Source organism: Gordonia sp. NPDC003585, assembly GCF_040610755.1.
Taxonomy (GTDB): domain Bacteria; phylum Actinomycetota; class Actinomycetes; order Mycobacteriales; family Mycobacteriaceae; genus Gordonia.
The window spans coordinates 1-13,388 of sequence record NZ_JBEXMX010000054.1; the positions used below are offsets into that span (position 1 = coordinate 1).

Here is a 13,388-nt window from a genome sequence, read left to right on the forward strand (position 1 = left end):
CGCGGCCCTGCTCGCCGCCCGTTCTGCGCTCGTCCTCGCAGCGGCCGCCGCCGGGATCGCCGCGCCGATCGACGGCGTCACCACCGCACTGCGTGATCCGTCGGTCCTCATCGACGACGTGACCTACGCCCGCCGCATCGGTCTCACCGGCAAGCTGTGCATTCATCCGGCGCAGATCAATGACGTCCATCGGGCGTGTGCGCCGCCCGAGGCCGACGTGGCCTGGGCCCGTGCGGTTCTCGACGCCGACGACGGTTCGGGCTCGGCTGTTGCCCTGGACGGTCACATGATCGATGCACCCGTGCTGACGCGGGCCCGACGTATACTGGCCCTCGCGGACCGGGGCTGAACCGATGGGATTGCTCGCCGGCATGTGTGCCATGGAGTACCACCAGATCACGCGGACCGCCGACCGCACGCGGCTCGCGGTTCAGGTCCGGGGCACCGGGCCCGCTCTGTTGATGCTCCCCGGGCAGGCGAACAATCACCACTGGTGGGATCGCATTCGTGCCGACTTCGCCGAGCATCACACCACCATCACCTTCGACTACCGTGGAACGGGCGGAAGCGATCTCGGCGCCGCGCCGTACACCACCCAACTCTTCGCCGACGACGCTCTCGCCGTACTCGACTCACTCGACATCGACCGATTCGACGCCTACGGCACATCGATGGGTGGCCGCACCGCGCAGTGGGTCGCCGCCCGCGCCCAGCGCCGCGTCGGACGTCTCGTCCTCGGCTGCACGACACCGGGTGGAACCCATGCGGTGGAACGCGATCAGGCAGTGCGCCGAGCCCTCGCGTCGGCCAATGCGACCGCGTTCATGACCGACCTCATGTACACGCCGGAATGGCAGGAACTCAACCCCGGACCGTATGCCACACTGGGAGATCCACGCATCACGCCCGAGGCGCGGCGTCGGCATCTGGCGGCCAGCAACGGGCACGACGCCTGGGCCGTCCTCCCCGACATCGCTGCGCCGACGTTCATCCTGCACGGCTCGGACGATCGCTTCGCGCCCGTGGTCAATGCCGAGATTCTCGCCGGCCGCATCCCGAAGGCGAACACGCGGATCTTCGACGGCGCGCGACACGCATACTTCGACGAATGCCATCCCGAAGCAGGACCGGCCGTTCTCGACTTCCTGGCCCGCTGAGCCCGAGGCCGCTACTCCTCCACCGCCGCACGAGAATCGGCGAGCAGATCACCCGCGTTGCGAATGTGGCGGGCCATCGCTGCCCGAGCTCCGTCCGCATCTCCCGCGCGCAGGCTGTCGAGTATCGCCCGGTGATCGTGCGCCGACGCCTGCGGCCAGCCCTCCACCGATGCGAAGAACTTGCGCGGCGCATAGCCCAGCGATCCCTTGATCATCCACGACAGCTTCGGTGATCCAGCCGCGGCATAGATTCGTCGGTGGAAATCGTGGTTCAGCCGTTCCACACCGTCGAAATCCTCTGCATCCGCCGCAGATTCGATGTCTCGCTGAATATCTGCCAGCTCGTCCACCGCGGCCGACGACATCGAGCGCGCAGCACGCGCGGCGAGTTCACCGGCCAGCAACGATTGCGCCACAAAGACATCCCGAATGTCGTCGCTGCTCAGCGGCGTGACCACAAATCCGCGGCGGGGTTCCGTACGCAGAAATCCCTCGGACAACAGCGTCAGCATGCCCTCGCGGGCCGGTGTCGCCGAGATCCCCAGGTCCTCGGCGACCACCTCGGGCCGGACGAAGTCACCGGAACGCAGTCCACCCGACACGATGAGTTCGCGGACATGTTCTGCCGCCTCGTCACTCAGTCGCGGACGGCGTCGAACAGACCGACGGGGTTCGGGTGCTGCCATACAAACAATATAGTCTATTTTTCTTCTGGATCGATAACAGTTCCCGAGAGCTCGCTCTGCAGCGACTTCAGCAGGGCGGCACCTTGAGTGACGACGCCGGTCATGACCTCGTTGTAACCCTCCGCGCCGTTGTACACGGTGAGATTCGAACTGGACAGTCCCTTCGCCACTTCACCGACCAGTGCGGGTAACTGCTCGATGAGTTGCTGGTCGAGGGCGATGCGGTTGTTCTTGGCCGCCGCCGCCGACGAGATCTCCACAGCCTTCGCGTCGGCCTCGGCGATGATCTGGGTGCGCTTGGCCTCCGCTTCGGCCGGCTTCACGACCTCCGAGATCAGCTGCTGCTCACGCAGATCCGCCTGCGCCTGGGCGAGCAGGGACTGCTCGCGGACGATCTCCTGGTTCACCCGCGCCTCGGCGAGCGGACCCGCCTGCGACGCCTCGGCATTGGCCTTGTCGGTCTCACCCTTGATCGACGCGCGTTTGATCGCCGTCTCGCGCTCGTAGTCGGCCTGGTTGCGCAGGGATTCCTGCTGCGCCTTCGACGCCTCCTGATCGGCGCGAGCACGCTCGACGGCCGCCTCACGCTGCACCTTGGCGATGTTCGGCGCCGCGAGCGCGCTGATGTAGCCGGAGTCCATGTCGTCGATGGACTGGATCTGGAACGAGTCCACCACGAGCCCGATCGAACCCATCTCCCGCTTCGACGCCTCGAGCACCTGACGGGCCAGGGTGTCACGTTCGCGGATGATCTGCTCGACGGTCATCGACCCGACGATCGACCGGAGATGGCCCGAAAAGATCTGTCCGGTGAGCTGATTCATCTCGTTCTCCTGCTCGGAGATGAAACGCTGGCCGGCGTTGACGATGGACGCCACGTCGCTGCCCACCTTGTGCGCGATCACGGCACGCACGTCGAGTTGGATGCCCTGGGTGGTCACGCACACCTCGCGGATCTGCGCCTCGTGCATCGCCATCGACAGATACCGCACCTTGCGGAAGAACGGCATCACCCACTTGCCATGGCCCACAACGACATCGAATGGAATGCCGCCGTCCTTGGACTTCTTGCCCGAGATCACCATCGCCTCGTCGGGCTCGGGAACGTTATAACCCAGCATGTACTTCTCCCCACGTCCAACAGCCCACTGCGGCCAATCGGGATCACTCTATTCCACGGTGAACGCTGCAGCGTCGCGGTGTCATTCGGTCAGTGGGGCAGGCTCACCCACGGCTCGACCACGACGATCCGTCCGGCCTCCACGTCCACCACGAGCACCGGGACGTCCTCGGTGATGGATTCCGATGCGCGAGCGAGGAATCGCTCGGTGCCGGCTGCCATCGTGAGTTCGACCTCGCCGAGCACGTCCGGACCCCCGATGGCCAGCGTGACGACACCGGTTCGGCCGATCAGCTCGGATGCCACCTGCCCAGACCCCCATCCATCGGTCGGCTCACTCGTGTGATGAGACGACCTTAACCCGAGCACCCGCCGCATCCACGACGACGTAGATCGCAGTCACCACCGCGATCGCACCCGCGCCCAACACGAGCGTGGGGTAACCGAACGCGCCGACCACGACACCCGCCAGCGCGCCGGCCACCGCACCGCCCAGACTCATGGTGGTGTCGGCAACGCCTTGTGCCGGCGGACGAACCGCGACGTCGACGCTGTCGGTCAGCAGCGTCGAGGCGGCGACGGTCGACGCCGACCATCCCAGGCCCAGAATGACCAGCGCCACAACCAGACCGGTCTGCGAATGCGCGAACACGAACCCGAGGACACAACTGGCCACCAGCAGTCCTTGGCCCAGCAGGATGATCGGGACTCGACCCATCCGGTCGGCCAGCATCCCCATCACCGGCGCCAGCACGTACATACCTGCGACGTGGGCAGAGATCGAGAATCCGACGATGGTCAGGCTTGCTCCGCCGTGGTGCATGTGCACCGGCGTCAGCGCCATCACCGCCACCATCACCGCGTGGGCCGACACCACCGCCCCGACCGCGGCCCGGGCCGCGGGCGTACGGCGGATCACCGCGAATCCCTCGCCCAACGACGGGCGCACCGGCATCGCCGACGACCCGCCGAGCACGTGCAGGGGGTCGGGCCGCAGACCCGCCCACAGCACGGTCGCCGCTGCTGCGCTGCCGATCGCACCGAGGACGAACGGACCCGCCAGATCGGCCAGACCCAACCAGCCCGCCAGCCGCTCACCCGCGGGAACCAACGCAGGACCGGCCACCGCACCGACCATCGTCATCCACACCACCAGCGAGAGGTCACGACCACGGGTCTGCGGCGACGACAGATCGGTCGCCGCGAACCGCGCCTGCAAGCCCACCGCGGTACCTGCTCCGACGCCGACCATGCCGACCAGCATCAACGCAAACCATCCGAGGTCCACCGCGGTGGCCACCACCGCCGCACCGAGAGCCGCAATCAGGAGTCCGGTGCTCAGGGCAGGCCGCCGGCCACGACGCGAGGCGAAGGCCGCCAGCGGCAATCCGGCCGCCGCCGCGCCGAGCGTGAGCACGGTCGTCGGCAGGCCGGCCAGCGATTCCGACCCCGACAACTCCTCGCCCAGGATCGCGCCGAGCGCCAGCGACGCACCCATCGACAGGCCACCCAGGATCTGTGCGGCACAGAGGAGTACGACGGTTCGTCGGGCGATGGCCCGAATGTCGTCGTAAACGGCCGGCTGCTTCATGTGTGCATCAACAATGGTCTCATCGGTCACCCACCCAGAATCGGATGTTGCACACGACGGGGCCAGTGGCATTCATGCCCATATACCCTTGATTCATGCCAGCGCCTGTACCGCACCGCGTCGTCGTCCTGATCACCGAGGGACTCGTCCTCATGGACATGGCCGCGCCCGTGCAGTTGTTCGGCCACGTCGGCCCGCCCCGCTACGAATTGAGCACCTGCACCGAGCATCCCGGCCTCGTGCCCACCTGCGCCGGCGTCTCCGTGCACACCGAACACGGACTCGAGGCCCTCGAGAACGCCGACACCATCGTCATCCCCGGCTACCACGACGCCGCGCGTCGAACACCGTCGCGCGCGGTGACCGACGCCTTGCGCTCGGCACATCGACGTGGGGTGCGGATCGCGTCGATCTGCGTCGGCGCCTTCACTCTCGCCGAAGCGGGACTGCTCGACGGCCGGCCCGCCACCACCCACTGGCTCGACGCCGCGGCACTGGCCGCCCGATACCCGACGATCAGCGTCGACCCCGCGGTTCTCTACGTCGACGACGGTGACATCCTCACCAGCGCGGGCCTCGCCGCCGGCATCGACCTGTGCCTGCACCTCGTGGAACTCGACCACGGCGCCGACGTCGCGCGCGACTTCGCCCGACGCACCGTCGTGGCCTTCCATCGCCCCGGCGGTCAGGCGCAGTTCATGCCGCCCGCGGACAGCATGCACGACGCCGCGGTCGCCGAAATCGAGCATCAGGCAACGTTTTCCACCGCAGATCCGCTCACCGAGACCACCCGCTGGGCGGTGGGCAACCTCGGACGTTCGCTCGGTAACGCCGAACTCGCGACCCACGCCGGAATGTCGTTGCGCACGTTCAACCGTCGCTTCACCGACACCTACGGCATGAGCCCCGGCCAGTGGCTCACCGGACAGCGAATCCGGGTTGCCGCACAGCTTCTCGAACGCACCGACCTGTCCGTCGACCAGGTCGCGAGCGCGGTCGGGCTGGGCACCGAGAGCCTGCGCGTCCAGTTCCGCAATCGAATGTCGTTGTCGCCCAGCGCTTATCGGAGCAACTTCCGGGTCACCACGCCGTGAGGGGTCCCAGGCGCGTTCCTCGGGAGCACCGCGCTCTCAGGCAACCTCGACGATCAGTTCCACCTCGACCGAGGCGCCGAGCGGCAGTTCCGTCACCCCGACCGCCGAGCGCGCGTGCACACCGGCCTCGCCGAAGATCTCGCCGAGCACGTCCGACGCGCCGTTGATCACCTGCGGCTGATCGCAGAACCCGGGCGAGGAGGCCACGAAGCCGACGACCTTGACGACGCGCACCACCGAGTCGATGCCGACCAGGGCGTTGACCGCGGCCAGCGCGTTGATCGCACAGATCCGGGCGGCGGCGCGCGCCTGCTCGGGCTTCACGACACCTTCAGCGCCGTGCGACACCTTGCCGCGCACACTCAGCTCACCGTCGACCATCGGCAGCTGTCCCGAGGTATAGACGAGATTGCCGGTGCGAACGGCCGGCGTGTAGCTCGCCAGCGGGGCCACAGCCGCAGGCAGGGTGAGGCCGAGTTCGGCGAGTCGTTCGGTCCAGGTCGCCACGGATCAGCCCTTCGGGCGCTTCAGATATGCGACGTGCTGCTCGCCGGTCGGGCCGGGCAGCACCGACACCAATTCCCAACCGTCGGAGCCCCACTGGTCGAGGATTTGCTTGGTGGCGTGGGTCAGCAGCGGCACGGTCACGTACTCCCAGGCGGTCACTTCACTCATGGACCCACCCTAACCGGTCCACACGTGTGGTTAAGGTGTTGCCGTGGCCATTGGAAAAGGTGCAGCATCCGGGGCGGGCCAGGCGTCCGACTCCGTCGTGTCCCCTCCCCCGAAGAACGACGCTGAGCTCGACAGCCTCGCCGCCGACAGTTCCTTCGCCGGCAACGAGTGGCCGTCGGCCGCCAACCGCGCCCGGCTGCACTTCGTGTCGGGCAAGGGTGGCACCGGCAAGACGACCGTCGCGGCCGCACTTGCGCTGGCTCTCGCCGCCGACGGCAAGCGGGTTCTGCTGGTCGAATGCGAGGGGCGCCAGGGGATCGCGCAGCTCTTCGACCTCCCGCCGCTGCCTCCCACCGACACCCGGATCGCGACTGCCGAGGGTGGCGGCGAGGTGTCGGCACTGGCCATCGACATCGAGCACGCGCTGTTGGAATACCTCGACATGTTCTACAACCTCGGATTCGCCGGCCGCGCGATGAAGCGGATCGGCGCCATCGACTTCGTCACCACCGTTGCTCCGGGCCTACGAGACGTCCTGCTCACCGGCAAGATCAAGGAACGGATCATCCACACCGACAAGAAGGGCAATCGGGTGTACGACGCCGTGGTCGTCGACGCGCCGCCCACGGGTCGGATCGGGAACTTCCTCGACGTGACCAAGGCGATGGCCGATCTCGCCAAGACCGGACCGATCCGCAATCAGAGCGACGGTGTGGTGCGGCTCCTGCATTCGGAAGAGACCATCGTTCACCTCGTCACCCTGCTGGAGGCGATGCCGATCCAGGAGACCGTCGAGGCGGTCGAGGAGTTGCGCGGCAAGAACCTCAACATCGGCAGCCTGATCATCAACCGGGTGAGCCCGGCGCATCTGCCGATCTCCGAGGTCGACCAGATCGCCGAGGGCGAGGTGGACTCCGAACGCATCCGTCAGGGTCTCGCCGACGCCGGACTCCCGGTGTCCGACGCCGACTTCTCGGGTCTGCTCACCGAGACCATCGAGCACGCCATCCGGCTGCAGGCCCAGCAGGTGGCCAAGGCGCAGCTCGACGAGGTGGAGTTGCCGACCCTCGAATTGCCGAGTCTCGGGGACCGCGGCATCGACCTCGGTTCGATCTACGAGTTGGCCAACCTTCTGCAGAAAGCGGGTGCGTGATGCCACTCGACCTCAAGATGGGCGCGATCCTCACCGACCCGGAGACCCGGGTCGTGATCTGCTGCGGCGCCGGTGGTGTCGGCAAGACCACCACCGCCGCGGCCATGGCGATGTACGCGGCCGAGCAGGGCCGGACGGTCGCGGTGCTGACCATCGACCCGGCACGCAGGCTCGCCCAGTCGCTCGGGATGTCGGAGCTGACCAACGATCCGCAGCCCGTCGACATAGACGGCGCCAAGGGCACCCTCGACGCGATGATGCTCGACATGCGCCGCACCTTCGACGAGATGGTCCTCGAGTACTCCACGCCCGACCGCGCCGCGGCGATCATGGAGAACTCCTTCTATCAGACGATGGCGTCGTCGTTCTCCGGGACGCAGGAGTACATGGCGATGGAGAAGCTCGGCAAGTTGATCGAGCAGGATCACTGGGACCTCATCGTCGTCGACACCCCGCCGTCGCGAAACGCGCTGGACTTCCTCGACGCCCCGCAGCGGATGAGTTCGTTCCTCTCCGGGCGTCTGATGAAGGTGCTGGTCGGCGGCGGACGCGGAGTCGGACGCATGGTCACCGGCGCGATGAGCCTGGCGATGCGCGGCGTGTCCACGATCATCGGCGGCGACATGCTGCGCGACGTGGCCACGTTTGTTCAGTCACTCGACTCGATGTTCGGCGGCTTCCAGGACCGGGCCGCCAAGACCTATGCACTGCTCAAGCAGCCCGGCACCCAGTTCGCGGTGGTCGCGGCCGCCGAGGCCGACGCCCTGCGCGAGGCCGCCTTCTTCGTCGACCGGTTGTCTGAGGAGAAGATGCCGTTGGCCGGCCTGATCCTCAACCGCACGCATCCGAACCTGACGTCCATCTCGGAGGAGTCGGCCCACGTCGCGCTGGATTCCGTCACCGACGAACTGACTCGCGGAGTGCTGCAGATCCACGCCGATCGCGCCGCGACCGGCAAGCGCGAACTGCATCTGCTCCAACGCTTCACGGCGTCGCACCCGCGGGTGCCACTCGTCGGGGTGCCATCGCTGCCGTTCGAGGTCGCCGACGCCGTGGCCCTGCGCGCAGTCGCCGAGCAGATCACCGGACGCGGCTGAACCCGACAGCAGTTCAGACCGCGTCGGCGGTCTGGCGTCGTTTCTGTGCGGCGAAGAACGCCGACCACGAGGTCACCTCGGGATGCTGGCGCAGCAGCGCACGGCGCTGACGTTCGGTCATGCCACCCCAGACGCCGAATTCGACGCGATTGTCGAGGGCGTCGGCGCCGCATTCGAGCTGGACCGGACAGTGACGGCAGATCGTTGCGGCCTTGCGTTGCGCGGCTCCCCGAACGAAAAGTTCATCGGGGTCTCCCCCTCTGCAGCGGGCTTGCGCCACCCAGGTCAAGCGTTCTTCTCCGGTGGAAACTGCCGCTGTCGCCATCCGCCGACCCCTGTCTGTCGTTGTCCAGAACACTCAGAGAATGCAGACCGTCAATCGCGCTGCTCAGACCACTATTCGATGCGATTGTTAGGTGAGTCACATTCTGCACTCAATCTAGGGATCTGTGCATGGGTGCGCAACCCCTGGGCGAAAGAAAATGGCACATACGTGCAAGCCACGATTGTTTTCGCAGGTCGCGCCGTGAGCTCACCTCTCTAAGGCGATCGATGGGCGTGCTGCGGCAATGTCTCAGAAATCACACGTACTCTGTCGTGTGTGATCTCGAAGAAGCTGTGGTCGCTCGTATGGGCGTGCCTTCTCTCCGGCGTGCTCGTCGCCGGTCTTCTGTACCCCGTGGCGAGCAGTGTCGGCGTCATGTCCAACCGCGCCGCGGCCGCCGTGGAGAACGTCTCGTCGGAGTTGCTCAACGGGACGCTGCCCGAGGTGACCACCATGACCGACGTCACCGGCAAACCGATCGCGGTGCTCTACGACCAGTACCGCTACCAGGTCGGCTACAACGACATCTCGCCCGACATGATCCGCGCGATCATCTCCATCGAGGACCGACGCTTCCTCGAGCACGACGGCGTCGACTGGAAGGGCACCATCCGCGCCGCGCTGAAGAACTCGTCGTCGGGTGAGGTGCAGCAGGGCGCGTCGACCCTCGACCAGCAGTACATCAAGAACTTCCAGCTACTCGTGCTCGCGCGCACCGAGGCCGAACGTCAGACGGCCATCGAGACCACACCGGCGCGCAAGCTGCGCGAGGTGCGCATGGCTCTCACGATGGAGCAGTCGCTGATCGATCAGGCCAAGCGCGACAAAGGACTCGACGACGCTGCGGCCAAGCAGGAGGCCAAGAAGCAGATCGTCACGCGTTACCTCAACGTCGTCCCGTTCGGCAACAACGCCTACGGCATCGAGGCCGCCGCGCAGACGTACTTCGGCATCCCCGCCAAGGACCTCAACCTGCAGCAGGCCGCGTTGCTCGCCGGCATGGTGCAGTCGAGTTCGGCACTGAACCCCTACACCAATCCCGACGCCGCAATGGAACGTCGAAACACCGTGCTGGACACCATGATCCAGAACTTCCCGGAACGCTCCGCGGAACTCGCCGCGGCCAAGGCGTCCCCGCTGGGAGTCCTGCGACGCCCCCGGACTCCGTCGCAAGGGTGCATCGCGGCGGGCAACAACGGCTTCTTCTGCGATTACGCCATGCAGTTCCTCGCCGAGAACGGGCTGTCCCGGGATTCGGTGATGCGCGGGGGTTACATCATCCGGACCACCCTCGATCCGGAGATCCAGCGATCCACCACCCGCGCGGTGAAGACGCAGGCCAGCCCCGACGCAGACGGCGTCGCCGACGTGATGAGCACGATACGGCCGGGTAAGCGTTCCCACGACGTGCTGTCGATGGCGTCGAGCCGCGACTACGGACTCAATCTCCGGGCCGGTCAGACAGTCCAGCCACAACCCTTCTCGATGGTCGGCGACGGCGCCGGCTCGGTCTTCAAGATCTTCACCGTCGCCGCGGCGATGGAGAAGGGGCTCGGTGCCGGCTCCAACATCCAGGTTCCGGGGTCGATCGCCGTCTACGGCATGGGCAACAGCGGCGGCAGCTATGGCTGCCCGGTCAACGCCTACTGCGTGAAGAACGACGGCAAGTACCCGGCGTCGATGTCGGTCACGCAGGCTCTCGCACAGTCGCCGAACACCGCGTTCGTGAAGCTGCTGCAGGAGGTCGGGGTCAAGCCCGCCGTCGACATGGCGGTGCGCCTGGGTCTGCGTTCGTACACCATTCCGGGGTCGTCGGGCTTCGGCGAGAAGAGCATGGCGCAGTACGTCAAGGATGGGAACTTCGGTTCCTTCACGCTCGGACCGCTGCCGCTGAACGCGCTCGAACTGTCCAACGTCGCCGCGACGCTGGCGTCGGGCGGCACCTGGTGCCCGCCTAATCCGATCAAGTCGATCAGCAAGATCAAACGCGACCAGTACGGCAACCCGGTGATGGGCCCCAACGGCCAGCCGGCGCTCACCGCGGTCCCGTTCACCACGCCTGCTTGCGAGCAGGTGGTGGAGCCGGGTCTGGCCAACACCCTCGCCAACGCGATGAGCCAGGACGACCGCGGCGGCACGTCGGCCGCGGCCGCCGGCACCATCGGCTGGACACTGCCGAGTTCCGGTAAGACCGGCACCACCGAAGCGCACCGCAGTTCGGCGTTCGTCGGGTTCACCAACCAGATCGCCGGTGCCGCCTACGTCTACAGCGACGGCCCCAACCCGCAGGGGGTGTGCACCAGCCCGCTGCGCTCCTGCTACGACGGCAACGTCTACGGCGGTTACGAACCCGCACGCACCTGGTATCAGGCGATGCTCCCGGTCGCGACCAAGTTCGGTCCCGTCCGGCTGCCACCGAATGATTCCGCCTATGTCAACGGCACGAGTCGAGGCCGCATCCCGCAGGTCAGCGGGCTCACCGCGAGCGCGGCGACCTCGCGACTGCAGGCGGCCGGGTTCAAGGTCAACCAGCTCGACGTCGACAGCTCCCGTCCGCAGGGCACCGTGGTGTTCACCGCACCGTCGGACTCGGCGATGCCCGGAAGCGTGATCACCATCTATGTGAGCAACGGACGACGCGGAGCCGGCGACAACAACGGCCCCACCGAGACCACCGTTCAGGTGCCCGGCGTCGGACCCGTGGTGATCCAGCTCCCCGGCTGATCTCACAGCCATAACCTGGCGGCGTCATCAAGAGCGGCTGCGTATCCTGAGCAGATGGCCCAACTCGACAGCCGCGTGGACGCACTCCGGTCCGCGCTCCATCCGAAAGCCTCCGGCCGTGTTCTGGCCGCGGGTGCGGGTCTCGCGGCGGCGGGCCTGTTCTACTCGACGGTGATCGAGCGCAACGCGTTCACGCTGCGTCACACCACGCTCTCCGTCCTGGAACCGGGCGCCACACCGCTGCGTGTGCTGCACATCAGTGACCTGCACATGATGCCCAACCAGCGCCTCAAGCAGGCGTGGGTGTCGGAGCTGGAGTCTCTTGAACCCGACCTGGTGGTCAACACCGGCGACAACCTCGCCCACCCGCAGGCCGTCCCCGCGGTGATCCAGTCGCTCGGCGGTCTGCTGTCCCGGCCGGGTCTGTTCGTGTTCGGCTCCAACGACTACTTCGGGCCGCGCGCGAAGAACCCGTTCAAGTACTTCAAGAAGGATCATCAGCGCACCCACGGCGATCCACTGCCCTGGCAGGATCTGCGCGCCGCGTTCACCGAGCGCGGATGGCTCGATGCCACCCACACCGTGCGCGAGCTCGAGGTCGGCGGCGTGCGCGTCGTGGCGGCCGGTGTCGACGACCCGCACATCGAACGCGACCGCTACGAGACCATCGAAGGGCGCCCCAACCCGCTCGCCCACCTGCGACTCGGCCTCACCCACTCACCCGAACCCCGCGTGCTCGACCGGTTCGCCGCCGACGGGTACGACCTGGTGATGGCGGGTCACACGCATGGTGGACAGCTGTGCCTGCCGTTCTTCGGTGCGCTGGTCACCAACTGCAACCTCGACCGGTCGCGGGTGAAGGGGCCGTCGAACTGGGGTGCCGGCATGAAGCTGCACGTCAGCGCGGGTCTGGGCACGTCGCCGTACGCGCCGGCGCGGTTCTGCTGCCGGCCCGAGGCGAGCCTGCTCACGCTGACCCCGGTGTCCCACGGCGACGCCGAGTACGACGCCGACCATTCCCTTCCGCAGCTGGCCACCGAGACCACCTGATCCCGGCATGTCTCCCAAGTGAGCGCCGCCGACGTCCGCGTCCTGGCCTTCGACACCTTCGGCACCGTCACCGACTGGTTCAGCGGTATCTCCGACGCGGTCCGCAACGCCGTGCCTGACGTCGACGCCGCCGAGTTCGCCCGCGAATGGCGTCGGCGCTACGCCCCGATCCTGGCTCGCGTCGAATCCGGCGAGCTACCGTGGCGCGGCCTCGACGACCTGCAGCGGGAGACCCTCGCCGACGTCACGCGCGCCTTCGGCATCAGCCTCGACGACACAGGGGCCGAGTACCTCCTCGGCGCCTGGCGCACCATTCCCGGCTGGCCCGACTCCGCCCCCGGACTCCAGCGGCTCAAGAGTGGATACACCGTTTGCGCACTCAGCAACGGCAGTGTCGCGCTGTTGACGGCCATGGCCAAACACAACGGCTTCGGATGGGACTTCATCGGCGGCTCCGACCTCTGGCATCACTACAAACCGGCCCGCGAAGTCTATTGCGGGCTGGTCGAACTCATGGAGTGCTCGCCGGCCGAAGTGATGATGGTGGCCACCCATCAGCACGACCTCGACGCCGCCCGCTCCCACGGCCTCCGCTCCGCATTCATCGAACGACCCGACGAATGGGGTGGCGCACCCAAGGACGATTCCGGCTCACCGCACAACGACTTTCACGCCTCGAGCCTGCTCGATCTCGCCGATCAGCTCGGTGTGTGAAG

Annotated in this window: 15 protein-coding genes; 8 read left to right on the forward strand and 7 right to left on the reverse strand. The window is 67.1% G+C overall.

The genetic code is table 11. The features are described from left to right. Positions 1–349 (forward strand): HpcH/HpaI aldolase/citrate lyase family protein (locus tag ABZW74_RS15580; RefSeq protein ID WP_355277348.1); only part of this gene is annotated, 349 nt, incomplete at its 5' end. Between the two features lie 4 nt (positions 350–353). Beyond that, complete coding sequence (locus tag ABZW74_RS15585; RefSeq protein WP_355277351.1) at positions 354–1,157, forward strand: alpha/beta fold hydrolase; 804 nt, start codon at positions 354–356, stop codon at positions 1,155–1,157. A gap of 11 nt (positions 1,158–1,168) precedes the next feature. Here the strand turns inward: ABZW74_RS15585 and ABZW74_RS15590 are convergent, their stop codons facing one another. The 4 genes from ABZW74_RS15590 to ABZW74_RS15605 all read right to left on the reverse strand — a co-directional run bounded on the left by ABZW74_RS15590 (position 1,169) and on the right by ABZW74_RS15605 (position 4,554). Continuing rightward, positions 1,169–1,843 (reverse strand): GntR family transcriptional regulator, encoded by a 675-nt coding sequence (locus ABZW74_RS15590; RefSeq protein ID WP_240856198.1) that lies wholly within the window; start codon positions 1,841–1,843, stop codon positions 1,169–1,171. A 14-nt stretch (positions 1,844–1,857) separates the two neighbouring features. Then, a complete protein-coding gene (locus ABZW74_RS15595) occupies positions 1,858–2,964 on the reverse strand; it encodes a flotillin family protein (protein WP_240856199.1) in 1,107 nt (368 codons plus the stop codon). 89 nt (positions 2,965–3,053) lie between these two features. Further along, on the reverse strand, positions 3,054–3,269 hold the full coding sequence (locus ABZW74_RS15600; protein ID WP_240856200.1) for a hypothetical protein: 216 nt from the start codon (positions 3,267–3,269) through the stop codon (positions 3,054–3,056). 28 nt (positions 3,270–3,297) lie between these two features. Beyond that, positions 3,298–4,554: an MFS transporter gene (locus ABZW74_RS15605; protein ID WP_355277388.1), complete on the reverse strand. Its 1,257-nt coding sequence runs from the start codon at positions 4,552–4,554 to the stop codon at positions 3,298–3,300. A 95-nt stretch (positions 4,555–4,649) separates the two neighbouring features. Between ABZW74_RS15605 and ABZW74_RS15610 the strand changes: the two genes are divergently transcribed. Next, complete coding sequence (locus ABZW74_RS15610) at positions 4,650–5,648, forward strand: DJ-1/PfpI family protein (protein WP_240856201.1); 999 nt, start codon at positions 4,650–4,652, stop codon at positions 5,646–5,648. 36 nt (positions 5,649–5,684) lie between these two features. Here the strand turns inward: ABZW74_RS15610 and ABZW74_RS15615 are convergent, their stop codons facing one another. Both ABZW74_RS15615 and ABZW74_RS15620 read right to left on the reverse strand, forming a co-directional pair. Next, positions 5,685–6,155, reverse strand: a complete 471-nt coding sequence (locus ABZW74_RS15615; RefSeq protein WP_240856202.1) for a RidA family protein — start codon at positions 6,153–6,155, stop codon at positions 5,685–5,687. A gap of 3 nt (positions 6,156–6,158) precedes the next feature. Then, positions 6,159–6,323 (reverse strand): DUF4177 domain-containing protein, encoded by a 165-nt coding sequence (locus ABZW74_RS15620; protein WP_007619014.1) that lies wholly within the window; start codon positions 6,321–6,323, stop codon positions 6,159–6,161. Between the two features lie 43 nt (positions 6,324–6,366). Between ABZW74_RS15620 and ABZW74_RS15625 the strand changes: the two genes are divergently transcribed. Beyond that, positions 6,367–7,476: an ArsA-related P-loop ATPase gene (locus tag ABZW74_RS15625; RefSeq protein ID WP_240856203.1), complete on the forward strand. Its 1,110-nt coding sequence runs from the start codon at positions 6,367–6,369 to the stop codon at positions 7,474–7,476. Further along, positions 7,476–8,573 carry an ArsA family ATPase gene (locus ABZW74_RS15630; protein ID WP_240856204.1) on the forward strand — a complete coding sequence of 366 codons (1,098 nt, stop codon included), beginning with the start codon at positions 7,476–7,478 and terminating at the stop codon, positions 8,571–8,573. Before ABZW74_RS15625 ends, ABZW74_RS15630 begins: the two co-directional genes overlap by 1 nt. Before the next feature lie 13 nt (positions 8,574–8,586). On the opposite strand, the gene ABZW74_RS15635 is transcribed toward ABZW74_RS15630, so the two are convergent. Beyond that, the gene (locus ABZW74_RS15635; RefSeq protein ID WP_240856205.1) at positions 8,587–8,898 is read right to left on the reverse strand and encodes a WhiB family transcriptional regulator; all 312 of its coding nucleotides are present in this window, start codon (positions 8,896–8,898) and stop codon (positions 8,587–8,589) included. Between the two features lie 279 nt (positions 8,899–9,177). Between ABZW74_RS15635 and ABZW74_RS15640 the strand changes: the two genes are divergently transcribed. Genes ABZW74_RS15640 through ABZW74_RS15650 form a run of 3 tightly spaced genes read left to right on the forward strand, consistent with a single transcriptional unit; the run spans position 9,178 to position 13,386 of the window. After that, positions 9,178–11,622 (forward strand): penicillin-binding protein, encoded by a 2,445-nt coding sequence (locus ABZW74_RS15640; protein ID WP_355277391.1) that lies wholly within the window; start codon positions 9,178–9,180, stop codon positions 11,620–11,622. Between the two features lie 54 nt (positions 11,623–11,676). Further along, positions 11,677–12,672, forward strand: coding sequence for a metallophosphoesterase (locus ABZW74_RS15645; RefSeq protein ID WP_355277357.1), 996 nt, complete (start codon positions 11,677–11,679; stop codon positions 12,670–12,672). Between the two features lie 18 nt (positions 12,673–12,690). Then, on the forward strand, positions 12,691–13,386 hold the full coding sequence (locus tag ABZW74_RS15650) for a haloacid dehalogenase type II (RefSeq protein WP_240856207.1): 696 nt from the start codon (positions 12,691–12,693) through the stop codon (positions 13,384–13,386). Positions 13,387–13,388 lie beyond the last annotated feature (2 nt).